The following is a 25756-nucleotide window of genomic DNA, read 5'->3' on the forward strand; positions in this document are numbered from 1 at the left end:
ACAGTCTCCTTAAGATTGTGGTTGTCTGAGTTCCAGCGCCTGAATCTTCGGTTCACGTTCAGGCGAGAGTGTGAACCATACATCAATTACGCCAAGTTCGCCGGTGACTCTGAACGTTCCGCGCATCTGGTTCTCGGGTTCGATCTCGCCAATCGATTTGATCCTGCCGATGGCGGCCATGCGGCCGGCAATCAGCTGCTGCCAGTCGGCGCTGGAACGGTCGAGGAAGAAGTTCTCGGCCGTGATGCGGCCCGCCAGTGTCTGATCCCAGGTCTTGAGCAACTTCACTACCTGCTCCTTGCGCTCGGCCAGCACGCGCGATGGCGCAATGCTGCGTGGCTGCAGTCCGGCTTTCTCGACCATCAGATTCACGGCGCGGATGGTCGGACCATACACCGGCGCATACCGCAGGTTGCTGAAGGCGATCACACCCACGCCGTGGTCCGGCGCAAAGCGGTACTGGCTGCCGTAGCCGGGCAGGCCGCCCGAATGGCCAACGATCAGTACATTGTGGACGTCGCGCGTCCAGTGCAGGCCGTAGCCGTAGAAACCGACCTTGGGATTCAGCGTTTCGCCATCGGCCAGCGTGGCGTTGGGCTGGTAGGCGGTAAAGCTGAAGGGGTGCTGCATTTCACGCACAGAGGCGCGGCGTACGGGACCCGTGTCAGGGTCGTTGCGGGCCGGCCAGGCGTTCATCAGGAAGATGACGTAGCGCGAGAAATCGTCCATGGTCGTAATCAGGCCGCCCATCGCGGCGCCGTCGCCATCGTGCAGAATCGGTTCGAGCTGCCATGCGCCGTGATTCCAGTGGTAGCCCAGCGCCAGTTGTCCAGCCGGAATGGACGAATACTCCCAGGTGGTGTTTCGCATACCCAGGGGTTGCAGGATGTTGCGCGTGATGTAGTCCTGGAAGCGCATGCCGGAGACTTTGCTCACAATCTTGCCCAGCATGACGAAGCCCAGATTACTGTATTCGTAGCCGGTGCCCGGCGCGGTAGAGAAGGACAAGCCGCCATGCAGCAGCCGCTCAATCTCTGCATTGCTGCGCGCCATCTGGCGATCGCCCCAGGGATTATCTTCCGGCAGGCCGCTGCTCATGGTGAGCAGGTGACGGATGGTCGGCACAGGCGAGTCGGTGGTCGGCAGCTGCAGCTTCTTCAGCTCCGGCAGATACTGTGCCACCGGATCGTCCAGCCGCAACTTGCCCTCATCGCGCAGCTTCAGCACCGCCATCGCGACGAAGCTCTTGGTCATCGAAGCGATGCGGAAGCGCGTGGCAGAAGTGACGGGGACCTTGTGTTCGAGGTCAGCTTCCCCCAGCGCACGCAGATGCAGCAGGCGGCCATCCATCACCACGCCGTACACCAGACCGGGCAAATGCTCCTTCTGCGCCAGCTCATCGTACATGCGGTCGATCTCGGGCAGCAGGGCTTTCACTCGCTGCTCGCGGCCGGCGTCGGCGAAGGCGGGAGTCTCCGGCGCCGCATGGAGCGGTACGGAGACGGCAATCAACAGTGCGGCGCAAGCTTGCAGCAGGGGGCGATGCATGGGCACTCCATCGTGATGGCGAAACGCACACGATAAACGCACCGCCCCTGCAAGGCAAGCGCGATCAGGCGACGGCGCGGCGGGTTGGCTCGGCGGCCGCCAGCGTGGCCGTGCGGCTGGCCAGCGGCGGATAGATCCACTCCGTGTTGATGCGGCGCTTCAGGGCCTTGGCGTCGGCCGGCGTCATCTTGATCTGTCGATCCCACCCTTCGGAATACATGGCGCCCCATGGACCGAGATCCAGGCAGGTCACATACAGCTCCTGTGTGTAGGGCAGGGAGGCGATGCCAATCAGATCGGCTGCCACGTTATGGCCGGCAAAACGCCCCATTACCATCGCGTGCTGGCAGGACATCATGGACTGGTTGCCTTCATTATCCGTGGTGGCGACCGCCACGTCGCCCGCGGCGAACACGCCGGACACGCCTTCCACGCGCAGCTCGCGCGTCACCTTCAGGCGGCCCAGCGCATCCTTGTCGCCGCCCAGCTGGCTGGTCAGGGCGTGCGCCCGCATGCCGCCGGTCCAGATCACGGTGTGGGATTCGATGCGCTTGCCCGACGACGTCACCAGGCCATGCTCGTCCACCGATGCCACACCATCGCCGAGGATGCGTTCAACGCCAAGGGCATCCAACGCTTCGTTAATCAGGGGACGCGGGCTCGGGCCGAGGTCCGGACCGATTTCCGGGTTACGCTCAACGATGATGACGCGCACGTCTTCACCGAGGATGGTGCGCAGGCGTTCCGGCAGTTCGCAAGCCAGTTCGATGCCAGTGAAGCCGCCGCCTACCACCACGGCCGTATTGCGGGCCGCGCTGCCGGGGCGATCTGCCAGGCGGGCCAGGTGCAGGTCCAGCGCCGTTGCCTCGTCCAGCTGGTCGATGCTGAAGGCATGCTCACGGACGCCCGGCAGGTCAGGACGGTGCAGTTTGCTGCCCGTGCCCAGCACCAGACGGTCGTAGGCGAGGGTGAATTGTTCGCCTTGTGGGCCGGTGGCCAGCACGACTTTTTGCTGAGCTTGCACTTTGCTCACGGCGCCCTGGATATAACGCACGCCGGCTGCTTCCAGCACCGGCAGCAGGGGCGTGCTCATGGCGTGTGGTGCGGCTTCATGCAGGCGCGGACGCAAATGCAGTACAGGCTCGGGGGAAATCAGCGCCACTTCCACACTGTCCGACTTGCCTTGCTGGTCCAGCAGGCGCGCTGCGCCGAGGGCGCTCCACATGCCGGCGAAACCGCCGCCGACGATCAAAATTGTCTGTTTCATTACTCACTCCAAAGTTCGGTTTAAACGACGACTCGCGAAGTCGGAGTTAACAATATGCCGGGAAGCGCTGCTACGCAAGCGTAGTTCTACTGATTGCCACGCCGATGGAAGCCCGGTATCATCAAACGACGACAATTGTAGGTGGAGTTATTTCAAGATGAGCCATATCAGTAGCGCTACCGAGTACGTGCTCCATTGCCTGCTCTATCTCGACGAGCGCAATAGCGGCGTGCGCGAAGCCAGCGTGCGCGACCTGGCCGAGTTGCAGGGTGTGCCGGTGGATTACCTGGCCAAGCTGTTCACCAAGCTGACCAAGGCGGGCATCGTCAGCGCCACCGAAGGCGTGAAGGGCGGCTTTACGCTGGCACGACCAGCAGACGACATCACCGTTCTTGAAGTAGTTGATGCGGTGGAGGGCGAAAAGGCGCTGTTCGATTGCCGCGAAATTCGCGCCCGCTGCGCTGTGTACGGCGACAATCCGCCTGCCAGCGCGACGCGCGGCGTTTGCGGCATTCATGCGGTGATGCTGGAAGCGGATCAGCGTATGCGCGAAGTGCTTGCCGGGCACACGGTTGGCGCCCTGGCCAGCCGCACCTCCGCCAAGATCCCGGCGAACTACCGCCACGCGGTGGTGGAATGGTTTGGCGAGCGCGCGGGCCAGCGCCGCGGCGGCCGCAAGGCAAAAAACGACTGAATGTAGCGTTCGTTTGCGTAACTGAAGTTCAGTGTGGGAATGGATTATTGCTTAATAAGTTGCTTGCAAAAGACAGTCAGTCACATCCTGTCCATCCAAATTTGCAAAAATGAGCTAATGTAAAAGTCTCAGAACATAATTGCCCGGCCAACCATTGGTTAGCATCGGTTAGGCTGAGCTCGTACAGGGATTACGTGGGACGGTGGAGAGGCTAATGCTTGATGACGCGGCAGCAGACTTGCTGCGCGTATTTCCCTGCGAAAGCGAGATGGCGCGCAGAATGCGTGCCATGGATTGGCCATCCATGGCCGTCGGGCCAGTCGGGAATTGGCCGGACAGCTTGCGTGCGGCGTTAAGTATTTGCCTCACGTCCCGCCATCCCATGCAGCTATGGTGGGGCGCGGAATACACCCTGTTCTATAACGACGCCTGCATCCCCTGGCTCGGCCCGGACATGGCAGGCAAACCCGCCAGCGAGGCCTGGTCCGGTATCTGGGAAACCATTTCATCTGGCGTCGAAAAAATCCACAACCGTTCCGTTGCCAGCTGGACGGAAGAAGTACGCCTGCCGGCACCAGGCAGCCCATGCCTGGCCTTCGCCTTCAATGCTGTCGTGGACAAAACCGGCGCCGTGCTCGGTCTGTGCTGTACCTGTGACGAAGTGGCCCCGGCATTGCCTGCCGAATCAGCCGCTGCGAGCGGACAGGACGATCATCCCCAGCCGCCGTTTTGCGTCCTGGTTGTCGAGAATGACGCAGGCATGGGCGAACGGGCGCGTGGCTTGCTGCAGCCCTATGGGCAGGTGACGCTGGTGGTGGACAGCCAGGCCGCCGCTGCCGCGCTGTCGCAGCAGCGCTTCGACCTGCTCCTCGCCGGCGACGACCTGGAGTTGCTGCGGCACGTGCGCAACCGGCCCGCGCTGCGCCTGATGCCGGCGATGCTGATGTCGGAAAACGGCGCACTGCGCGATGAGGCGCTGGAAGCCGGCGCGGACGCCTTCCTCGTCAAGCCATTTACCGCCCGCGAACTGGAACCGGCAATCATTTCCTGCCTCGCGATCGCACGCCTGCGCGGTGAGGAGATGGCGGCCAGCGAGCTGCGCTTCCGTGCCGTGCAGCAGGCTTCGCCCGATGCCTTCCTGATCTACGCCGCGGTGCGCGACGAGAATTGCGTACTGACGGCCTTTGAGTGCCAGTTCGCCAATCCTGCCGCCATGCGTGTGCTGGGCAAGTCGGCCGCCGCGCGGCTGAGCGGCAGCAGTGAGGACGGTTTGGGCCAGCTGTTTCCTGTGCTGGTGGATGTGCTGGAAAAAGGCCATCTGTGGCAGGGCGAACATCCTTATCGCGTCAGCGGTTCCACGCGCTGGCTGCGCAGCATGGCCACGCGCGCAGGCGATCGTGTGCTGCTGTGCAGTTCGGACGTGACCATGCATCATGCGGCGGAAGCCGCGGTGCGCCAGAACGAAGCGCGCCAGAGCTTCCTGCTCGCGCTAAGCGACAATCTGCGGCCTTTGTCATGCCCGCGCAGGATCATGGAAGTGGCTTGCGAAACGCTGGGGCGGCAACTCAGGCTGGCCGCCGTCGGCTATGCGGAAATGCAGTCCGATGGCGAAATCCTGATCGATAGCGGCCGGTATGGCGATGGCCGCTTACCCGGTCTGCTGGAGAAGGGCTGCAAGCTGTCCGACCTGGCGCCGGGTTTCCGCCGCGCCTTGCTGGACGGACGGGCGCGCTTTGTGCCGGACCTGCGCCGCGCGCCGATCGAGCGCAATGGGCGCTCGGGAGGCATTTATAGCCGAGGTGTGCGGTCCACGGCCATCGCGCCCCTGATCAAAGACGGCAAACTGGTGGCCTGCCTGTATGCGGCCCATCCTGAACCACGTCACTGGCCGGCACCGGACCGCAACCTGCTGCGCGAAATTGCGGACCGCGTCTGGACGGCCGTCGAACGTGCCCGTGCTGAACAGGCGCTGGCCGACGAATTGCGCAATATGTCGCGCCTGCATGAGATGAGCTGTCGCATTGTGAAAGCGATGGATCTGAATACCATGCTGTACGAAATCCTGGATGCGACCATCGAAATGCATGGGGCCTCAGCCGGCAGTGTGCAGCTGTACGATGAGGAGGGACTTTGCCTGCGTACCGCCGCGCAGCGCGGCTTCGATCCGGATTTCATGTACCGCTTCAAATCGGTGCGTAGTGGAGACGGCACCGCTTGCGGCCTGGCGTTGGCCAGCGGACAGCGCGTGATTGTCGAGGATATCGAAAAGGAGCCGCTCAGCTCCGAACTGCGCGTCATTGGCCGCCTGGCGCGATTCCGCGCGGTGCAATCGACGCCGCTGATTTCGCACGGCGGCAAAGTGCTGGGCATGCTGAACACGCACTTCCGCGAAGCGCGCCACTTCAGCGAACGCGAGCTGCGCATGACGGACCTGTATGCACGCCACGCGGCGGACGCCATCGGCGCCCACCTGCGCGAGCAGATGCAGGTGCGGAACAGCGAGCTGCTGGAAAGCCGGGTCGCTGAACGCACCCAGGAGCTGCAACAGACGCTGAATGCGCTGAACCGCGAGATCCTGGACCGCAAGCAGGCCGAAGACCGTTTGCGGCAGAGCGAGAAGCTGAAGGCCATCGGTCAGCTCACCGGAGGCATCGCGCACGACTTCAATAATATGCTGCAAACCATTAGCAGCGGCCTGAATCTGGTGCGCATCCGTCTTCAGCAGGGCAAGCTGGGCGAAGTGGAAGGCTATTTGCGGCGTGCCGAGAAAGGCGCCCAGCGCGCGGCTGGGCTGACGCACCGTTTGCTGGCCTTCAGCCGGCAGCAGACGCTGGAACCGAAAAGTGTCAGCCTGGGCCGCATCGCGCTGGAGATGGAAGACATGATCCGGCGCGCGGTTGGGCCGTCCGTCCAGGTCGAACTTCAGTTATGCGCCGGCAAATGGCTGGTGATGTGCGACCCGAATCAGATGGAAAGCGCCTTGCTGAATCTCTGCGTCAATGCGCGCGACGCCATGCCGGACGGCGGCTGGCTGACCATCAGCACCGACGAAATGGAACTGGACGGCATGGAAGCCCAGCATCAGGAAGGCGCTGCGGCCGGACGTTATGCGACCATCGCCGTTTCGGATAGCGGCATGGGCATGAAGCCGGAAGTCCTGGCTCACGTGTTCGAACCCTTCTTCACCACCAAACCCCTGGGCAAAGGCACGGGGCTTGGCCTGAGCCAGATTTACGGTTTTGTGCGGCAGTCGGGTGGTTTCGTGCAGATTGAATCGGAACCGGAAAAAGGCACCACGGTGCGCGTCTGCATGCCGTTTTCCGCCAGCGATCCGGCTTTCGAAATCCCCGCTGGTCCCGAAAAAGGCCGCACCCTGTTGCTGGTGGAAGACGAGCAGGATGTACGCGAGATGACCGGCGAGCAGTTGCGTGAGCTGGGCTACCGTGTGCTGGAAGCCGATTGCGGCGCCGCTGCGCTGCGCCTGGTGCAGTCAGGACCCCATATCGATCTGATGATCACGGATATTGGTCTGCCGGGCGGGATGGATGGCAACCAGGTGGTGGGGGCTGTCCGCGAACGGCTCCCCGTACTGCCGGTGATTATGATCAGTGGGTATGCGGCCGGCGCCACGGCGGCGGACACGGAGCTGCTGCGCAAGCCCTTCCTGGTTTCCGACCTGGCCGAGCGCGTCAAAGCCAAGCTTGAGGCGGTGCACCCCTGAGGTACAATGCTGCCTTTCCAGCATATAACCATCAGAATAGTGCAAACCCGCCAACTTTATCTCCGACTGACCAAGGAATTCCAGCCCTATATCGGGGTCGTTATCGCCACGCTGGTGGCGGTTGCGGTGGCGGCGACGACGGACGTGCTGCTGGTCCGCCAGCTGCAAAACGTGATCGATGGACTGGGCCCCGAAGGACCGGGGGCCACTCATCACGTCGGCGGCATGCTGGGCGTGGTGCAGGGATGGGCGGATAGCCTGCTGCCGAAGAATAGCGGCGACTCCATGCTGTGGGCGATTCCCGCACTGATTCTGGCGCTGGCAATGGTGCGCATGGTCAGCAGCTTCTTTGCCGATTATGGCTCGACCTGGCTGACGCAGCGTGTCCAGGCCAATCTGCGCGAAGGCATGTTCGCCCGTATTCTGCGCCTGCCGAACCGCTATTTCGATCAGTCCTCCACCGGCACCACGCTGTCGCGCGTGGCCTTCGATGCTGCACAGGTGTCGCAGGCGGGCCTGAACGTGGTCAACGTGGCGGTGCGCGATTCGGTGGGTACCATTGGCTATCTGGTTTCGCTGTTCACGATCGACTGGCAGTTGGCCACTTTCTGCCTTGTCCTGTTGCCGCTGGTGGCACTGGTGGTGACTTTCGCCGCGCGCCGCATGCGCCGCCTGAGCGAACGTGCCCAGGATGCAATGGGAGAGCTGACCCGCGTGCTCGACGAGAGCATTGGCGGCCAGCGCGTGGTGAAGATTTTCGGCGGCCAGAAATACGAGCAGAAACGCTTCGATGAAGTGGTGAAGCTGAATCGCCAGATCGCGGTGAAACATGCCTCAACGGCTGCCATGAACTCCGGCGTCATCATGATGCTGGTGGGGGCGACGTTGTCCGCCGTGATTTACGTGGCGCTGCTGCGCGCCCGCGCCGGTGCACTGTCGCCGGGCGCTTTCGTGGCCTTCCTGACGGCGCTGCTGATCATGCAGTCGCCGATCAAGAACCTGACCAAAATTAACGAGCCGCTACAGCGCGGGCTTGCCGCAGCGAAGTCGGTGTTTGGCCTGATCGACGCGCCAATTGAACCCGATACCGGCACCCGCACGCTGGAGCGCGCACAAGGCCGCATCGAACTGCAGCAAGTCGGCTTCCGCTACAACGTGGATGATGCCGACGCTGCGCCGGCCTTACATAATGTGTCGCTCGATATCGCCGCCGGTGAAACGGTGGCGCTGGTGGGCGGTTCGGGCAGCGGCAAGACCACGCTGGCCAGCCTGCTGCCGCGCTTCTATGATGTCGGGTCCGGCCGCATCTTGCTGGATGGCGTCGACCTGCGCGAATACCGCCTGCCGGACTTGCGCAGCCAGATCGCTCTGGTTAGCCAGGATGTGGTGCTGTTCAACGACACGCTGTCCGCGAATATCGCTTATGGCGACGAGAACCCGGACCGCGCGCGCATCGAAGCGGCGGCCCGTGCGGCCTATGCACACGAATTCATCGCGCGCCTGCCGGAAGGCTATGAAACGGAAGTCGGAGAGAATGGCTTGCGCCTGTCCGGCGGCCAGCGTCAGCGCCTGGCAATTGCCCGCGCGCTGTATAAGGACGCGCCGATCCTGATCCTGGACGAAGCGACCAGCGCGCTGGATACCGAATCCGAGCGCCAGGTGCAGGCAGCGCTGGAGAAACTGATGGAAGGGCGCACCACCGTGGTCATCGCGCACCGCCTGTCCACCATCGAGAATGCGGACCGTATCGTGGTCATGCAATCAGGCGCGATTGCGGAAATCGGCGGCCACGACTCGCTGCTGGCACAAGGCGGGATCTATGCCCGCCTGTACCAGACGCAGAAACAGCTATCGCACTGAATCAGAACGAGTAGACCAGGGTCACCGAGGTTTGCGTGTCGGTGTTCTTTTTGTCCACCGGGACGCTGGTATCGTTACGGGCGCTGAATGCCGCCTTCATCTGCATGGTGCTGTTGATCTTGGTGCTGAGAGCCGTTTCCGCCACCGAGTGCACATTGCCGGCGCCGGTTTCCATGGTCACGCTCTGCGAGAAGGAAGCCGAAGGGCTGATCTTCCAGCGCAGGTTAGCCGCGCCGCGCAAGGTCAAGCCGCTTTCTTCCTCGCCGGTGGAGCGGGTGCGGTTGATATAGCCAGGACCGAGTTCCACATCCAGCGATTTGTTCGGCGAGTCCAGCCAGCGGCTTGAGTGACCCACTGCGATCGTGGTGTAGTGGGTGAACGCGCCGAATTTGTCGTCCACGTACGAGCCGAGCGCGAACAGCTTTTCCTGGTCATCCACCAGCTTGTAGCCGGCTTTGGCGGACAGCGAGAAGCGCTCAGCGGATCGCTTGCTGTGCGATACGCCTTGGTCGTCCTTGAAACGGTCGTCTTTGAAGAAGCCGGTCGCAATATATTGATTGCTCCAGTCCTGCATTTCCTGACGTGCGTCGATTTTGCCGGTGACCGTGGTACCGGTGGTGTTACCGCTGGTGGTAATTGCGCCAAGTTCGGCGGACGTATGCCAACCGAGGTTTTCTTCAACTGTGTCTGCGGCGAACGCGCCGCTGCTTGCCGTGGCGAGTGCCAGGGCTAAGGCAGGGAGATATTTCATGCGTCTTGCTCCGGGGCCTGCGGGCCGTTGGTACTAAAGGGGGAAGCGGCATTGTACCTCAGCCTCACCAAGAGCGCGCGCAACCGTGAGCCGCGTATTTCGCAGGGGCGGTAGGATTTGCACATCATGAAACCCGACGATTCCGCGATCAATGGTGTAGCGGCAGCCCGACTGGCCGGGTTGCGTTATGTGAGCGACAACGCCGCAGGCTATCGGCGCGTGCCGCAGGGCGATGGCTTTCGTTATGTGGATGCCGACGGCGCTGCGGTACGCGATGAAACGGTGCTGTCGCGCATACGCTCCCTGGTGATTCCGCCTGCCTGGACGGATGTGTGGATATGCGCCCAGCCAAACGGCCATCTCCAGGCCACGGGACGTGATGCGCGCGGCCGCAAGCAATACCGTTATCACCCGCGCTGGCGCACCGTGCGGGACGAAGCGAAGTATGAGCACATGGCCAACTTCGCGACGTCCTTGCCGTCGATCCGGCGTGCGGTTGATGAAGCGCTAAGCCTGCCGGGACTGCCGCGCGAAAAGGCGCTGGCCACTGTTGTATATCTGCTGGAAGCGACGCTGATGCGCATCGGGAATGAGGAGTATGCGCGTGAGAACAAGTCCTTCGGCCTGACGACCTTGCGCAACCGGCATGTACGCATCGCCGGCAGCGCGGTCGAATTTCGTTTTCGTGGCAAGAGTGGCATCAGCCATGCCGTGCGCGTCAGCGACCGCCGCCTGGCACGCATCATTCAGCGCATGCGCGACTTGCCCGGCCAGGACCTGTTTCAGTATGTGGACGAGGAAGGTAATACCCACGCCATCGGTTCCGCGGACGTGAACGATTATCTGCGCGCCATCAGTGGCGAGGATTTCACGGCCAAGGATTTCCGTACCTGGGCCGGCACGGTGCTGGCGGCGCTGGCGCTGCGTGAGGCTGGCCATTTTGAATCGGAGACGGAAGCCAGGCGCAATGTGGTGCGGGCTATCGAAAGTGTGGCCGAAAAGCTGGGCAATACGCCGGCCGTCTGCCGCAAGTGCTACGTGCATCCAGGCGTGTTGGATGCTTATATGTGCGGTGTTCTGTTGGGCGAAGGCTGCGGCGGCGAACTCGATCCCGATGAAAGCGCCGTGCTCGCGCTGCTGCAAGGTTAAGGTTCGACCGAATGCTCGCGCTTCAGGCAGCGCAGCACGAAAGTGGAGCGGCTGTGGCGCAGGCCGGGCAGCTTGTACAGCTTCTTGCGCAGGAATTCTTCATAACCGGCAGTGCCGGCCACGGCGACCTTGATCAGGTAATCATATTCTCCGGTCAGGAGGTAAGCCTCGATCACTTCGGGCAGCGTGGCGAGCGCGCGGCCGAACTTTTCCAGCATGGAGTCGTCGTGGCGTTCCAGCGTGACCTCGATGATGACGGTGTCCGGTAAGCCAAGCGCCTCCTGGTTCAGCAGCGCCGTGTAGCCTTCGATCACGCCGCCTTCTTCCAGGGCGCGCACGCGGTTCCAGCATGGTGTGGTCGACAGGCCTACTTTCTCGGCCAGCTTGGTATTGCTTACGCGGCCGTCGCGGCGCAGTTCGCGCAGGATACGGCGGTCGATTTCGTCCAGTTGTTCCATGATTTTGCCTGCTTTGCAGAATGTCGATCCTTGCATTCTATCCGAGAAAGAAGAATCTTCTTCAATTGGCAGGTTTCTGAGTAATCTTTGGATGCCTATTCCACCAACGGCAGCCTATCATTTCGTCATGGAGACTTCTTTCAGAATGCGCGTCGAAGTGGATAGCGCCACCACTTCGCTGGAATCTGCGCTGGCCATTATCCGGCGCGGAGGCGTGCAGCTACGCGGCGTCAGCATGGCGCCGGGTGTGCACGGGATGAACGTGGATCTGCAGGTGGAGGCGGAGGAAGAGGATGCCCTCGTGCTTTGCCGTATGCGGCTTTGCAATGTGATTGGCATCCTCAAGATACGCGAGCGGCCGCGAATCAGCCGTCCGCTTTGACGGCAGGCCCCGTTTCGATTGTGCCGGCTTTTACTTTCTCGGCCGCCTTCTTCCCGGCCAGGAAAGCGTGGTCAGAGTTGTAATATTCCCATTCGCTGTAGCGGCCGGCCAGGATGATGTCGTGCTGTTCGGCCCAGGCGCGCACGGTCGCGACATTGTCAGCACGCTGGTGATCGTAGACCACGTAGGCGTAAGGCATGTCGACGATGGATGCGGTGACCACTTCGTCGTCCGGTTTGATGAATCCGACCTTGACGCAATCGGCCACACAGCGCGCGATCAGGTCATCACCATCGACCGGCAGCGGCTTCCACGGCGAGTAGGAAATCTCGCAGGTGAAGCCGAAACCACCGGGCGCGTTGCATTCCTTGCTGGCGTTACCCTGCACGAAGATGCGGTGGAAGATGGTGTCCTCCGGGTAGTAGATCCAGTGTTTATCGGTGATGCCGGTGCGGTTCACGCCGATATTCACGCAACGGATGGAGATGTGCTTCAGCCCACGCGCCGCAGCTTGCACTTCTTCCGGCGCTTCGTTACCGCACAGGCGCACCAGTTCCGGCAGCGGCATGGTGGACACCAGCTGCTCGTAGCGGAAGCGGCGGCCGTCGGCCAGCGCAATCACGTGCTCCTGGGGCAGAATCTGCACCACGTCGGCCTTCAGTTCCACTTTGCCGCGAATATGCGGCAGGAAGCCATTCATCAGCGCCTGGAAGCCGCCCTTGATCGGATAACCGAAGCGGGCATTTGGTCCCATCGGTTTGGCGACGGGCTGCAAAGCGCCATCGACGATTTCACCGAGGTCCGGCAGCGGCACCCGGCCACCCAGCCAGGAGGTTTCCATCTCGGTCAGCGGCACGGTCCATAGCTTGCGGTTGTAAGGAATCGCAAAGTGCCTGGCGATGCCTTTACCCCACACCTTGTAGATGAATTCTTCGAAGTTGCGCGGCTTGTCTTCCACTGCCGCCGCGCTGGCATTGGCGGCGTCCGCGGTGCCGTCGGCGCAGCAGTCATCCACGCCTTCGTTGGCGCAGGCCGGCTTGTCCGATCCGTAGCGCGCTTCAATCGCACCCATGATGCATTCGCGGATCACGTCCGGCGGCAGGCCATACAAGGCGCCCTGGAAGGGATAGCGTGTGTAGACGTCCTTGCTGTAGACCCAGGCTTCGCGCAGCTGCCAGTGCTGGTTATCGCCCAGCAGCACGTCGTACAGCTTGAGTACATACGGATCGTTGGAGAACATGATGTGGCCCGCGTGATCGAAGGTGAAGCCTTTGTCGGTAATCGAGCGGCACCAGCCGCCGACCGTGGCATTCTTGTCGAGCAGCAGGGTGTCCGTGCCCAGATGATAGGCCGCCGATAAGCCGGTCGGCCCCGCGCCGACAATGGCTGTATGTACTTTGGTGCTGGACTGGCGCAACGCCACGGTTGCCTCATTGGCCATGCCTTCCGGCGTCGTCAGGCGCGCGGAGCGGCGGCCGGGCTGGGTGCCATCCATCAGCAATTTCATGCGCGCACCAGTGGCTTCCCACGAAGTGCTGGCGACAATCCTGCGCATCTGTTCGGCCATGTGTTCACGCTGCTGGGGCGTTTGCGCCAGCGCGATTTCGCAGGCACGGATAAATTCTTCCGGTGTGTGACCGATCGCCACGATATCGCCGTAGGGCTTCACGACGTCGGTAATGGCCGTGCTGACGATGGGCAGCTCGGCCGCCATATATTCCAGCACCTTGGTCGGGCTGATGAAGCGCGTGGCTTCGTTGAGCGCAAACGGCATCAGACACACATCCCATCCGGCCAGGAAGCGTGGCAGGTCGGCATAGGATTGCTGGCCAAGATAGTGGATGTTGGCGCGCTGCGGCAGCTGGGCCGGATCGATCTTCACGATTGGGCCCACCATCACCAGCTGCCACTCGGGATGGGCATCGGCCAGTGCCTGCAGCAGGGCCGGATCGAAGCGCTCATCGATCACCCCGTAGAATCCGAGACGCGGGTGCGGCAGGTCGTGCTGCGCCGGATGATCATCCGCGCGGTTGAGCGCCTTGGCAAAGTGCGCCGCATCCACGCTGCTGGGGAAGCAATGCGTGCTGGGATGGCGGGTGCGCTTGGCTTCGAACAGGCTTGGCCCGCCGGTGAACACCAGGTCGGCGATATTCAGCAGGGCTGTTTCCCGCTGCAGCAGCTGGCGCGGTGGATTCTTGAAGGCGGACAGCTCGTCCATGCAGTCGTACACGACGAGGCCGGGATGGAGCTGGGACAGCAAGGGCAGCGCCATCGGCGTGTAGAACCACACGATCGGATCTTCATTTTCTGGAACAATGTCGGCCAGCAGCGGTTGCAGCAGCGGGATCTGATCGTCGTGGAAGCCAGTCGCATGACACGGCGTTTGCGGCTGGTAGACGGTAATGTTTGGTGCAGGGTAGCTGATCTTCAGGCAAGGCGCGCCTTCCTGGAAAACCGGTTCCTCGACCAGAATGATCTTGTAGTGGTTCGCCAGGCGAGTCAGCAGGTGCTGCGGACGCTGAAACACGAAATCCCAGCGTAAATGACAAAATACGATAATTGTTGACATGCGTTCTCCCTTGCCCTTGCGGGTCTCGAATGGTTGTTGAGGGCCTTGTCAGCCCGGTGCCGGTGGAGTGTCGACCAGCAGCGGCACGTTGCGCGTGGCCGCGTTGATCTGCTCCATCGGTATCTTTGGCGAGCGGTCCGCGTTGAGCAGCCCGTTCGATTCCTGGAAGGTGTCGGCAAACTGCGTGTAGCAGAAGCCGCTGAACATCTGCGTCGAGCCCACCACTTCCAGCAGTTCGCGGTAGGCCTTGTAAAAAGCCTCCGCAGTGTTGGCCCGTGCATAGCCCCAGGTCTGGTGCGCGGGCGCTTTCGGATCGAAGGCCATGCCGCCGAATTCCGTCAGCACGATGGGCTGCCCGCGGTGCGGGAAACCATCCAGCGTCAGGATGCGGCCACCGGGACGGCGCTGGTCGAACAGGGTGCGCGCCGGATCGGTCACCTCGTAGCGGGCCTTCAGCCGCTGCGGGTCGTTGTCGTAATCGTGAATGCCGAGGATGTCGGTGGCGGAGGCCTCCCAGCCATCGTTGCCGATCACCGGCCGGGTTGAGTCGAGCATGCGGGTCATGTGGTACAGCGCTTCGACCGCATTGCGGTGGGCCTGCATCGAAGTCAGGTTCGGCACGCCCCAGGATTCGTTGAACGGCACCCAGACGATCACGCAGGGGTGGCTGTAATCGCGCTCGATGGCCTCGCCCCATTCATGCAGCAGGCGGGTCATGGCGCGTGGACTGAAGGCGTAGGCGGAAGGCATTTCCTCCCACACCAGGAGGCCCAGTTTGTCCGCCCAGTAGAGATAGCGCGGATCTTCGATTTTCTGGTGTTTGCGCACCCCGTTGAAGCCCATTTCCTTGGCCAGCTCAACGTCGCGCCTGAGCGCCGCATCGTTGGGCGCCGTCATCAGGCTTTCGGTCCAGTAGCCCTGATCCAGCACCAGGCGCAGGGGATAAGGGCGGCCGTTCAGCATGAAGCGGTCGCGGTTGATGGCGACCGAGCGCAGGGCCGTGTAGGAATGCACAGTTTCCAGCACGGCGCCGTCGCAGCGCAGCGTCAGCTCGACATCGAGCAGGGTCGGGAACTCGGGGCTCCACAGCAGGGCGTTACGCGAATCGTCGATACCGGGGTCGGAGATGGCGATCTTGCGGTTGGCTTCCCGGCCTATCAGCTTGTAGTCGTCATCCGCCAGCAGCAAGCCATCGTGCGAAAGTTTGACTTCCACCGTCATGCGGTCGCGCTTGTCGCCTGCGGTCTTGATTTCGCAGCCAATTTCGAAGCCGTCGAAAATCGGCGTCCAACGGATCTTCTCGATGTAGGTCGATGGCACCTGCTCAATCCACACTGTCTGCCAGATCCCGGTGGTGCGCGGATACCAGATGGAATGCGGCTCCAGCTGCCAGTCCTGCTTGCCGCGCGGCTTAGCCAGATCGGCGGGGTCATCTTCCACCTGCACGGTGATGGTCTGGCTTTTGCCTTCGGCCAGCGCGTCGGTAATATCCACGCAGAAGGAGGTATGGCCGCCTTCGTGCTCGGTGACCAGGCGGTTGTTGACCCAAACGCGGCAGGAATAGTCCACGGCGCCAAAGTGCAGCAGGGTGCGTGAACCGCGCTGGTTCATTTCGAACTCGCGGCGATACCAGACAATGGTGTGGAAACCGGTGTCCCCAATGCCGCTCATCTCGCACTCGGGACAGAAGGGCACGATGATTTCGTGCGTCCACTTGATGGAATCTTCCGGCAGCCGGTAGCTGCGCTCGTCGTCGAAGGCAAATTGCCAGGGGCCGTTCAGGGATTGCCAGTTGCCGCGCACCAGCTGCGGGCGCGGGTATTCGAAATCGCTCATCGTGCTTCTCCGGTAATCAGCAGGCGCGCACGGCCGCCGGCGGCATTCACTTGCTCGACGGCGTGGCGGCCTGCCATGGCGGCATAACCCGTGCGGCACAGGGCGACGCAAGCGCCACCGAAACCAGCGCCGGTCAGGCGGGCGCCATACACTTCGGGTTGGGTGCGCAAGGCGCCGGTAAGGATATCCAGCGCCGGAATCGAGACTTCGTAGTCGTCGCGCAGGCTGGCGTGAGAATCGTTCATCAACTGGCCGAAGCGTTGGGGCGTGATTTCGCCGCAGGCTTCCAGTACGCGCAGGTTCTCGCTCACCACGTGGCGGGCGCGCTTACGCAGGAGCTGCGGCAGGACTTCCACATCCTCCAGCCGGGTGACATCGCGCAGAGCGGGAACATCCAGCAGCTGCGCGGCCTGTTCGCATTCCGCGCGGCGCTCGTTGTATTTGCTGGCGGCCAGTGTGCGCGGCATGCCGGAATCCACCACCAGCACTTCCGACTGCGCGGGCAGCGGCAGCAGACGGGTGTCGAGCGTGCGGGCGTCGAGAAAGAGCATATGTTCGCTGTCCGCCAGGCTGGCCGCCATCTGGTCCATGATGCCGCAGTTGACGCCTGCATACTGGATCTCGGCCTGCTGGGCGATTTTCGCGATGGACACGCCATCTAGATCGAGATTCAGCAATTCCTTCAAGGCGCGCAGCGTGGCCACTTCCAGCGCGGCGCTGCTGGAAAGGCCCGTGCCCAGTGCGAGATTGGAGCGGACGTAAATGCGGAGTGGCGGCAGTTGTACGCCGCGCTGTTCCAGCAGGCGGATGCAACCCTCGATATAGCGTCCGAATCCTTCCGGCGCTTTCTCGCCGGGTGCGAAATCGAAGCTTTCCCCCAGCGTCGCGGAATACAGGTGGAAGCGGCCGTCATCGCTGGCACCCAGCATCACATCGGTGCGCTGCGGCGTCGCGATCGGCAGCATGAAGCCATCGTTGTAGTCTGTGTGCTCGCCGAGCAGATTAACTCGGCCAGGAGCCCAACTGTGGACCTGAGCGGTTCCGCTGAAGAACTCTGTCGGCGTCATCATGCAGCCTCCAGTATGACCTGGACTTGCTTGAGTTCCGCCGCTTTTTCTTCCGGCAGCACGTCCATGGCAAACAACCCGGCACCAAGCTCGGTACCGGCCAGATACTTCAGGCGTTCCTTGGTGCGGTAGGGCGGATAGAACTGCGCGTGCAACTGCGTCTCCGGATGCTGCCGGCCATCTGTTGGCGCCTGATACCAGGCCATCAGATAAGGAAAAGGGCGCTGCCACAACCCTTCATACTTCAGCAACACCGTCTTGAGCGCGCGCGCCAGGTCGCGGCGCTGAAATTCGTTGAGGTCCGTGAAGCTGGAGCAGGGTGCAATCGGCATCACCCATACTTCGTAGGGATAGCGAGCGCAGACCGGTACAAACGCCACGGCATGTTCACCCTGATACAGCAGACGGAGGCCTTCGCGCAGCTCGTCCCGCGCCATGTGCGGGAGCAGGGAATGGCCATGTTCAGCAAAGAAGGCCTGCTCCTGCGACAGCATACGCGCCGGCACCGGCGGCACAAAAGGATACGAGTAGATCTGGCCGTGGGGATGGTGCAACGTGACGCCAACTTCCGCGCCGCGGTTCTCGAACGGCAGGACGTACTGAATGCCGCCACGCCCCTGCACGCGCCGGGTGCGGTCAGCCCACACCCGTAGCAGCAGCTCGATGCGGCCCAGATCGAGATGGGCCAGCGCGGCACTGGGGTCCTGCGTGAACACCACGACTTCGCAATGTCCGGCGGCCGGTGCTGTCGGTACCTTCAGCTGCGGTGGATCGTGCGACGCCAGCGACAGCGAAGGGAAGCGGTTGTCGAACACGGCGATTTCGTAATCGCCCTGCGGCAGCTCGGTTGGTGCGGCTTCGTCGACCGTTACCGCCAGCGGATTGTATTGCGGCGGCGGCAGGAAGGTGCGGTTCTGGCGGAAGGCCGCGTACGTGACCCATTCGCCGCGCAGCGGATGCCAGCGGAGGTGGGGATTGGCGCCCAGCGGCTCAGCGAATGGGCTGGGCGCGGACGCAATCGCGGATATCGCATTGCGGCTGTAGAGCGTGATTTCACGCCCGTCGGGCTTGACCAGGTCGAGTGCGTGCATGAGAAGAATCTCCTGCGCCATCAAGCGGCGCGTCGGGAAATCCTATCAATTCGCTGCAGCGCGGGAAGTCAATTCCGCGTTGCAAGAAGCACTCATTTCAGCTCGTCGGTATGTAAGTTTTCGTCACATGCCGGGCAAAGGCAGCCCTACAGTGCGGCGCTGATACCGCGTGTAGGACTGGGCTCTCAATGCCGCAAGGCCTGCACCTACATGGCCTTGAGCCAGTTTCCTGAAACTCAGGCGCCGATCCAGCTGTATTTGAAGATGAACACCGCAGCAATAATCCAAACGATGGGTTTCACTTCGCGTGCCCGGCCCGTCAGCAGTTTGAGGGCGGCGTAGGTAATGAAGCCGAAGGCAACACCGTGCGCGATGGAATAAGTGTAGGGAATAAGCAAGGCGGTGATCGCGGCAGGAATGCTTTCCGTGGTTTCCGCCCATTCCACATCGGACAGGTCGCGCAGCATCAGGCAAGCCACAAACAGCAGGGCAGGTGCAGTAGCGTAAGCCGGCACGACGCCAGCCAGCGGCGCGATGAAGAGGCAGGCCAGGAACAGCACCGCAACCACCAGCGCCGTCAGGCCGGTGCGGCCGCCCGCCTGGACGCCCGCTGCACTTTCGACATAGGCCGTGGTGCTGGAAGTGCCCATCACGGCGCCCGCCACGATGGCCGTGCTGTCGGCCAGCAGCGCTTTATTCAGCCGCTGCATCTTGCCGCTGACCAGCAGGCCGGCGCGGTTGGCCACGCCCATCAGCGTGCCGGTTGCGTCGAACAATTCAACCAGGAAGAACACCAGCACCACATTCAGGATGCCGACGCCGAAAGCGCCCGGCACGTCCAGTTTCATGAAGGTCGGTGCGATCGACGGCGGTGCGGATACCAGGCCGTTGAACTTATTCCCGCCAAAAAAGAAGCTCAGGACCGTGATGACGATAATGCCAATCAGGATCGCGCCGCGTACTTTCAGGCGATCCAGCGTCACGATCAGCAGGAAGCCCACAATGGCCAGCAGCGCCGGCGGTTTGTGCAGGTCGCCCACACCGACCATGGTGGCGGGATTGGCGGCAACGATGCCAGCAGACTTGAGTGCAATGAGTGCCAGGAACAAACCCAGGCCCACCGTAATGGCTGTGCGCAGAGAACGTGGAATACCGTTTACCACCATCTCGCGTAAGCCAAGCAGACTGACCGTGAGGAACAGGCAGCCCGAGATAAAGACGGCGCCGAGAGCAACCTGCCACGTGATGCCCATACCTAGCACCACCGCGTAAGCAAAATAGGCGTTCAGACCCATGCCCGGCGCCATCGCAATCGGGTAGTTGGCGTACAAGGCCATGATGGTCGTGCCTAATGCGGCGGCGAGGCAGGTGGCGACAAACACGGGTTCTTTCGGCATGCCCGCATCGCCAAGAATGGCGGGATTGACGAAGATGATGTAGGCCATGGTCAGGAAAGTGGTGACGCCCGCGACCACTTCGGTGCGCACGTCCGTGCCGCTTTCCTTGAGTTTGAATAGTTTCTCTGCGATGGACACAGATGCTCCCCGGTTCTGGTTTGCTTAAAGCATACCACCAGCCGGGGCAGCTCTACTATGCCAGCGCCTCCAGCACGTCGCCGGATTGGCGAACCTGCCCAAGGCGCGGGAAGATGAATTTGACCGAGGCGTCGTGGTGTTCCTGGAAGCCGCAGCTCATGGCGTCTTCAACCAGCACCAATGAGTAGCCATGCTCGTAGGCCGCACGCGCCGTGGATTCGACGCCGATATTGGTCGAAATCCCGGCCAGTACAATGGTTGTGACACCGCGGCGGCGCAGTTGCAGGTCCAGTTCGGTGCCATAAAACGCATTCCACTGGCGTTTGACGATCTTGATGTCGCTGTCCGCAGCTTCCAGTTCGGCCGGGAAGTCCCACCAGTTCGCCGGCAGGCCGCCTGGCGGCAGCGGTGGCGGCTGGTCGACGGCTTGTTTCAGAGCGTCGCCGAAATCGCTGCTCCAGCCGACGCGCACCAGAACAACCGGCGCATTCACTTCACGGAAGCGCCTGGCCAGCGTGGCGGCGGTGCTCAGCGCCTCGGTCCCGGGACGCGGCGCCTTGCCGAATCCCAGAATGCCTTGCTGGAGATCGATTAGGACGAGGGCGGTCGTTTTTGGGTCGAATTTTTGCAACATGATGACTCCTGGTGTATTGTGAGGGTGGGCTCACAAAAAATTATATGAGGATGGACTCACAAAAGTCAACGAAAACCGCGAACGCCGGTGAAGCGAAGGCGCGACGCCGCGCGCGCGGCGTCGCGCGTGTCGCCGCCTTGCTGGAGGCGGCTGCTGCCGAATTTGCGGAAAAGGGATACGAAACGGCGACCATGACCGCCATCGCGGCGCGCGCCGAATCGTCCATTGGTTCGCTGTATCAGTTCTTTGCGACCAAGGAACTGGTGGCGCAGGCATTGTTTGAGCAATACCTGGCGCAGCTTGGCGAAGTCTTCGAAGGTTTGCGGCGTGACGCGGAAACGGTGGAATTGCCGGTGCTGGCCGCGCGCCTGACCACGACCTTCATTCGGTTCCGCAAATCGCGTCCCGCATTCCTGGGACTGGCGGAATTGCAGGACCCGGTGATGCCGGGCGCCCAGGATATTCGCCGCAAGGTGCGCGGCGAGGTGGCTTCGGTGCTGGCCGTGCTGGCGCCGGAACTCCCCGCGCGTGAGCTGGAGATCAGGGCGGCCGTCATCCAGCACCTGATGAAGGCCGCCGTTGCGTTGAATGCGGAGGTGCCTGCGGCTGATCGGGGCGACGCAACGGCCGAACTGCAAGGCCTGGTGGAGCATTACCTCGCCGAGCTGATTAGCGCAGGTTCAGCGCACGCGCCACATCTTCCCACGAAACGTACTTGAAGTTCTGCGGTCCGTCCGGCAGGCGCTTGTGGCCATCCTGGACCACAAGCATGCCCTGAGCGAAAGGACCGCCAAGATTGGCCGAGGTGACATCAAGGCCGTCCGTTTCCGAGGTGCCGTCAATGCCGGCTTCCAGATTGATGCCGATGCGGAAGCTGCCGCGGACCTTGTGCGGCGCCGCCGCGTCCAGCACCACATAACTGCTGCTGCCCTGGCTTGAAACGACCAGATAGCTGGCGTTGGCGCCGTGGTAGATCGACATGCCTTCCACGTCCGCCGTCATGATGCCGCCCACGGGCAAAATCATGTGCATGGATTCCTTGCCGTCGCCATCGGCCGAAATTGACCAGACACCGCGCTTTTCCTCGCCGAGAAACAGGCGTCCCGTGCGATCGTCGGCCACGCAGCCTTCCGGCTGGCTGGCTGTCTTGAAGCGGCGCAGCAGGGTGCTGGTGTAGGCGCCGCCGTTGTGCGCGATGCGGTACTGCAGGAAGCTGCCGTCCTTGTCGTTGATGAAGACTTCCAGGCCGCCGTTCTTCGGCTGATAAACGCAAGTGCCGTAGATACGTTCCAGCGGCGTCGGGAAACGCGCGGCTTCGCTGACCTCGCCATCGGAGGCAATGGCATACAGCACCATCGAGTTTTCGTCGCGTTGTGTGGCGAGGGCGAAATCGCCGCGCACGCCGCCGAGATCGACGTTCTGGCGCAGGTCGACGTTGTTCAGGCGCCCGGATTCCAGCAACTGGGTCTGGCGGCCCTGCATGTCGTACACCAGCAGGCCCTGTTTCTTGTTCGTGCCAAGCACGCGTGAGTCGGCAGGGTTGCGTGGATTGACCCAGATGGCCGGATCGTCGGCTGCGTCACCCAGGCGTGGCATGGGTTCGGTCTGCGCACGGGCCATCACGATGGCAGGCGCTTGCATTGCTGCCGGCGTCTTGCGCGCAGCGCCGGAGTGCCAGGCGCCGCTGCCGCGATGAAAGATGTGCCTGTGCGATGTGGCATCCTCGACTTCCACGCCATCTGCACGTACCGCTATCGCGCCTGCACCACCGGACAGCTTGCCGAATGGCGCGCGCAACGCCACCGGCTCGCGTGAGCCGCCGTCTTCAGGATCGGCGTTGTAGGCCCACAAGCCCAGGTCCGGCTCGCTGACGAACAGCGTTGCCGTCGCGTCGTCGGTGCGGCAATGCTTCACGTGTGGCGGCAGGGCCAGCTTGCGCACCAGTTGCGGCACGCCGTCCTTCAACAGCCATTGCTCCGCCTGCCCATCGCGTGCCGACTGGAAGATGTAGTCGATCTGCTGGGCGTCGCGGAACAGGCAGGCGACGCCAGTGCCCCATCCCGGCGCCGGGATTGGCGCGGAGGCCTGAAGGGTGCCGGCCGCCGGATCGGCCAGTACAGGAACTACTTGCTCGGTGTTGGCGTCGATGACAATGGCCAGCGTGCGCTGGGCGGTAATGCCGTTCGCTGCGCGCGTGTCCAGCTGCTTGGCGCGCAGGGCCAGGTGGGCGCGCTCCGAGCCATCGGCGGCCAGCAAGTGCAGGCCGTGCTTGTCAATTGTCAGCCAGCCGCCGCCGGGCAGGGCGGACAGCTCGCTGGCCTTGGCCACCAGGGGCGGCTGTGCTGGCGCGGCGTGGATCGTGCCGCCGCCAATCAGGGCCAGTGACGCTGCGAGGGTCTTGAATACCGCCTTCATCAGAACAGGCTCGCTTTCAGGCCAATCTTGTAGGTGCGGCCGTATTGTTCGTATTGAACGTTGTGGTTTTTGGTGCCCTGATAGACGTAGTATTTTTCGTTGTTCAGGTTTGCCGCTTCGAAGGTCAGCTGCACGCGCTTATTCAGCTGCCAGTTGAAGGAGAAGTCAAGCTGGGTCTGCGTGTCGACGATATGGTCCTGCGCAGGCTTCAGAATGTCCGCACCCAGCTCCAGCAGGTAAGGCGATTTGTAGTTCACGGCCAGACGGCTGCTGACGGGGCCTTGTTCATAGCCCAGCATCAGGTTCATCACACGCCTGGATTGGCCCGGCAGCATGATGTCGCGGCGTTGCTGGGTTTTGGTCGCAGCATCGTAGCTGGCGATGGCAGCGCTGGACGCGGTCAGCGCACCGTTTGCGCCGATCAGCAGGTTGTTGAAGGGGGCCGGCAGCATGCGCAGCGGCTGTTGCCACGCCAGTTCGATGCCGCGTACGTGGGCGCTATCGCCATTGGCATAGGAAGTCGCGGTGGTGTAGCCCAGCCACTGGCCGGTGCCCGCCAGATTGGTGGTGTAGGTGAAGTTGCGGATCTCTTTGTTGAACAGATAGGCCGACACAGTGCCGTCGCTGCTTATGACGCGCTCGACGCCCAGGTCGATATTGTGCGCTTTCAATGGGGCCAGGTCCGGATTGCCGATGGTCGCTTCGGTTGGGCTGGCGAGGGTGACGCCCGGCGCCAGTTGGCTGAAGTTGGCGCGGACGACGGAATTGGTCCATGCCGCACGCACGCTGGTGGCGCTGTCGATTTCGTAGCGGGCCTGCAGCGACGGCAGCCAGTTGGTGTAGGAGTGGCTGCGCTGCACAGGCGTGATCACGCTGCCGTTGACCTGTGCGCCGGATGTGTCAAAGCTGGTGCGCTCGGCGCGCACGCCTGCCAGCACGCGCCATGCGCCGCGCGACAGTGTGTTCTGCACATAGGCTGCGTTGATATCCTCGCTCATGCCGAAATCGCTGATGGCCGATTCGGCGGACAGTCTGGCGGCGTTGCGGTCCAGGCCAGCGACGCGGGCGCGGATCAGCATAGGGTCCAGCGCGGTGCCGATGGTGCCCAGTTTGTAGTCCAGCATGCGGTCTTCCACGAAGGCGCTCATGGAAGTGGAGCCGGCGCCCCAGTAATTCGGGCTGGTGGACTTGCTGCTGTTGTAGGCCCACTGGTTGGTGTCATTGGTCTTGTCGCGGCGGCTGGCTTTGGCGCCGAACTTCAGGTCGGAGCGGTATTCGCCGAGTTCAAAGGCGTGCGACAAGTCGAATCGTGCGTGCTTTTCCTTGTCGTTGGAATAGCGCTGTTGCAGGGTGATGGCGTTCAGGCTGTAGCTGGCTGGGTCGAAGGCGCTGGCGGGGGCCTGTAAACGCGGCAGCTGGCCATCCGTAAATGCGATGCCCGCGAAGTTGGCGTTGCCGCGGAAACGGCCGTCGTTCAGGGATTCCGGCGTGTCTTCATCCGAGCGGCTGTAGGCAGCTTCGAGATCGAGCTGCCAGTCGCTCAAATTCTGGCTGGTGCCCAGAACCGCAGAGCGGATCTCCTGCGTGAATTTGCGCTGGCGGATGCGGCGCTCCAGGCGCGCGCTGGCAGGTACGCCTTCGGTCAGTGCGCCGCCGCTGACGTTACTGACGGTCATGCGGTCGCGTACTTCATCGTCGCTGAAGCGGCTCAGGAAACTGTGCAGGTAGTAGTTCTCGCCGGCGGCCGGGCGGTAGTCCAGATTCAGCGCAGCGGCATAGCGCTCACGTACCGGCAGGTAGTCGCGCATTTCGAAGCCGGTCAGACGATCGCCATCCCAGGCGCCGCCGGTTTCCTCGTTATCGGAGCCGAATTTGCGCTTTTCGCCGCTCAGGCCTGCCGCCACGCCCAGTTTGCCGTCCATGAAGCGCTGTGCCCACAGAATACCGGCGCTCGGGCTGGTCTGGCCGGTGTTTTCGTCGTGGCTGGCGGCCGCGTTGGCGGAGAGCAGGCGGCCCGGCAGGTCGAAGGCGGACAGGGTCTTTACTTCGACCGTGCCGCCGAGGGAGTTGGCGTCCATGTCCGGCGTGAGCGTCTTGCTCACTTCCAGCGAGCGAATCATGCCGGCAGGGATGACGTCCAGCGCTACGGCGCGGCGGCTGGCTTCGGGCGAGGGAACGATGGTGCCATTGATGGTGACGGCGTTCAGGTCCGGGCCCAGGCCGCGCACGGTCACGTAGCGGCCTTCACCCTGGTCGCGCTGCACCGAGACTCCCGGCAGACGCGCCAGCGCTTCCGCGGCGTTCTTATCCGGCAGACCGCCGATATCGTCGCTGCTCACGACGCTGACGATGTTATCGGCCTTTTCCTGTGCGGCGATAGATTTGGTCAGGCTTGCACGCTGGCCGGTCACCAGCACGCTGGCGGCCAGACCGGCGGTGTCGCTGTTTTGTGCATAGGCGCTGGCCATGGAAAGGACGCCTGCAGCGATAGCGGAAAGGCGCAGGGGAGTGTTCGTTTGGTTCATTTTTGTGCGAGTGTAGTTGGAAAACCGGACGGATTATTGAAATGCGATGTGACAGTTCGATGACGGCTTATTGATGCGCAGCCCCAAATAGGCCAATCACCGCGGCAAATGAGCCGAAATGACTCACGGTAGCGGCCACATGTTGCATTTGGCGCCTGACCCCAAAGCGGTTGGGGGATGAGATGTGAGCTGATTTGACCCCTGTTGTATTGACGCGCCATGTCATCGGCTTGTCATGCGTAGTGCTTATGCTG

General features: G+C 62.5%; 18 protein-coding genes. 6 read left to right on the top strand and 12 right to left on the bottom strand.

From position 1 onward, the window contains the following. Positions 1-9: 9 nt before the first annotated feature. Together AB4Z19_RS06595 and AB4Z19_RS06600 are read right to left on the bottom strand one after the other, a co-directional pair. Complete coding sequence (locus AB4Z19_RS06595; RefSeq protein ID WP_442025749.1) at positions 10-1548, bottom strand: serine hydrolase domain-containing protein; 1539 nt, start codon at positions 1546-1548, stop codon at positions 10-12. 64 nt (positions 1549-1612) lie between these two features. Beyond that, entirely contained in the window at positions 1613-2815 is a 1203-nt protein-coding gene (locus AB4Z19_RS06600) for an NAD(P)/FAD-dependent oxidoreductase (protein ID WP_442034733.1), read from the bottom strand. 157 nt (positions 2816-2972) lie between these two features. Between AB4Z19_RS06600 and AB4Z19_RS06605 the strand changes: the two genes are divergently transcribed. From AB4Z19_RS06605 to msbA, 3 genes are all read left to right on the top strand, one after another. Then, a complete protein-coding gene (locus tag AB4Z19_RS06605) occupies positions 2973-3509 on the top strand; it encodes an RrF2 family transcriptional regulator (RefSeq protein WP_442025751.1) in 537 nt (178 codons plus the stop codon). A 214-nt stretch (positions 3510-3723) separates the two neighbouring features. Continuing rightward, positions 3724-7230 carry a GAF domain-containing protein gene (locus AB4Z19_RS06610; RefSeq protein WP_442034735.1) on the top strand — a complete coding sequence of 1169 codons (3507 nt, stop codon included), beginning with the start codon at positions 3724-3726 and terminating at the stop codon, positions 7228-7230. 39 nt (positions 7231-7269) lie between these two features. Beyond that, positions 7270-9090, top strand: coding sequence for a lipid A export permease/ATP-binding protein MsbA (gene msbA / locus AB4Z19_RS06615; protein ID WP_442034736.1), 1821 nt, complete (start codon positions 7270-7272; stop codon positions 9088-9090). 1 nt (position 9091) lies between these two features. Here the strand turns inward: msbA and AB4Z19_RS06620 are convergent, their stop codons facing one another. Then, positions 9092-9841 carry a DUF481 domain-containing protein gene (locus AB4Z19_RS06620; RefSeq protein ID WP_442027935.1) on the bottom strand — a complete coding sequence of 250 codons (750 nt, stop codon included), beginning with the start codon at positions 9839-9841 and terminating at the stop codon, positions 9092-9094. 126 nt (positions 9842-9967) lie between these two features. On the opposite strand from AB4Z19_RS06620, the gene AB4Z19_RS06625 reads away from it, so the two are divergent. Beyond that, positions 9968-10990 carry a DNA topoisomerase IB gene (locus AB4Z19_RS06625; RefSeq protein WP_442027933.1) on the top strand — a complete coding sequence of 341 codons (1023 nt, stop codon included), beginning with the start codon at positions 9968-9970 and terminating at the stop codon, positions 10988-10990. On the opposite strand, the gene AB4Z19_RS06630 is transcribed toward AB4Z19_RS06625, so the two are convergent. Further along, positions 10987-11448, bottom strand: coding sequence for an Lrp/AsnC family transcriptional regulator (locus AB4Z19_RS06630; RefSeq protein ID WP_442027932.1), 462 nt, complete (start codon positions 11446-11448; stop codon positions 10987-10989). The two genes, AB4Z19_RS06625 and AB4Z19_RS06630, sit on opposite strands and share 4 nt — an antisense overlap. On the opposite strand from AB4Z19_RS06630, the gene AB4Z19_RS06635 reads away from it, so the two are divergent. After that, positions 11447-11830 (top strand): hypothetical protein, encoded by a 384-nt coding sequence (locus AB4Z19_RS06635; protein ID WP_442027931.1) that lies wholly within the window; start codon positions 11447-11449, stop codon positions 11828-11830. The genes AB4Z19_RS06630 and AB4Z19_RS06635 overlap by 2 nt on opposite strands. Here the strand turns inward: AB4Z19_RS06635 and AB4Z19_RS06640 are convergent. The 6 genes from AB4Z19_RS06640 to AB4Z19_RS06665 form a co-directional block, all read right to left on the bottom strand. Beyond that, positions 11814-14399 (bottom strand): NAD(P)-binding protein, encoded by a 2586-nt coding sequence (locus tag AB4Z19_RS06640; protein WP_442034738.1) that lies wholly within the window; start codon positions 14397-14399, stop codon positions 11814-11816. The genes AB4Z19_RS06635 and AB4Z19_RS06640 overlap by 17 nt on opposite strands. A 48-nt stretch (positions 14400-14447) precedes the next feature. Beyond that, on the bottom strand, positions 14448-16235 hold the full coding sequence (locus AB4Z19_RS06645) for a glycoside hydrolase family 2 protein (RefSeq protein WP_442026851.1): 1788 nt from the start codon (positions 16233-16235) through the stop codon (positions 14448-14450). After that, on the bottom strand, positions 16232-17305 hold the full coding sequence (galK, locus tag AB4Z19_RS06650; RefSeq protein WP_442026852.1) for a galactokinase: 1074 nt from the start codon (positions 17303-17305) through the stop codon (positions 16232-16234). Before galK ends, AB4Z19_RS06645 begins: the two co-directional genes overlap by 4 nt. Further along, entirely contained in the window at positions 17302-18393 is a 1092-nt protein-coding gene (galT, locus tag AB4Z19_RS06655) for a galactose-1-phosphate uridylyltransferase (RefSeq protein WP_442034740.1), read from the bottom strand. The genes galK and galT overlap by 4 nt, the downstream gene beginning before the upstream one ends. A gap of 236 nt (positions 18394-18629) precedes the next feature. Beyond that, entirely contained in the window at positions 18630-19922 is a 1293-nt protein-coding gene (locus AB4Z19_RS06660) for an NCS2 family permease (RefSeq protein ID WP_442026856.1), read from the bottom strand. A gap of 61 nt (positions 19923-19983) precedes the next feature. Next, positions 19984-20562, bottom strand: coding sequence for a hydrolase (locus AB4Z19_RS06665; protein ID WP_442034742.1), 579 nt, complete (start codon positions 20560-20562; stop codon positions 19984-19986). A gap of 50 nt (positions 20563-20612) precedes the next feature. On the opposite strand from AB4Z19_RS06665, the gene AB4Z19_RS06670 reads away from it, so the two are divergent. Next, positions 20613-21281 (top strand): TetR/AcrR family transcriptional regulator, encoded by a 669-nt coding sequence (locus AB4Z19_RS06670; RefSeq protein WP_442028521.1) that lies wholly within the window; start codon positions 20613-20615, stop codon positions 21279-21281. Here AB4Z19_RS06670 and AB4Z19_RS06675 read toward each other — a convergent pair. Together AB4Z19_RS06675 and AB4Z19_RS06680 are read right to left on the bottom strand one after the other, a co-directional pair. After that, positions 21232-22977: a phytase gene (locus tag AB4Z19_RS06675; RefSeq protein WP_442034743.1), complete on the bottom strand. Its 1746-nt coding sequence runs from the start codon at positions 22975-22977 to the stop codon at positions 21232-21234. The two genes, AB4Z19_RS06670 and AB4Z19_RS06675, sit on opposite strands and share 50 nt — an antisense overlap. Then, positions 22977-25502 carry a TonB-dependent receptor gene (locus AB4Z19_RS06680; RefSeq protein ID WP_442034745.1) on the bottom strand — a complete coding sequence of 842 codons (2526 nt, stop codon included), beginning with the start codon at positions 25500-25502 and terminating at the stop codon, positions 22977-22979. Before AB4Z19_RS06680 ends, AB4Z19_RS06675 begins: the two co-directional genes overlap by 1 nt. Between the last annotated feature and the right edge of the window lie 254 nt (positions 25503-25756).

Source organism: Pseudoduganella sp. RAF19, from assembly GCF_052114165.1.
Taxonomy (GTDB): domain Bacteria; phylum Pseudomonadota; class Gammaproteobacteria; order Burkholderiales; family Burkholderiaceae_D; genus Rugamonas.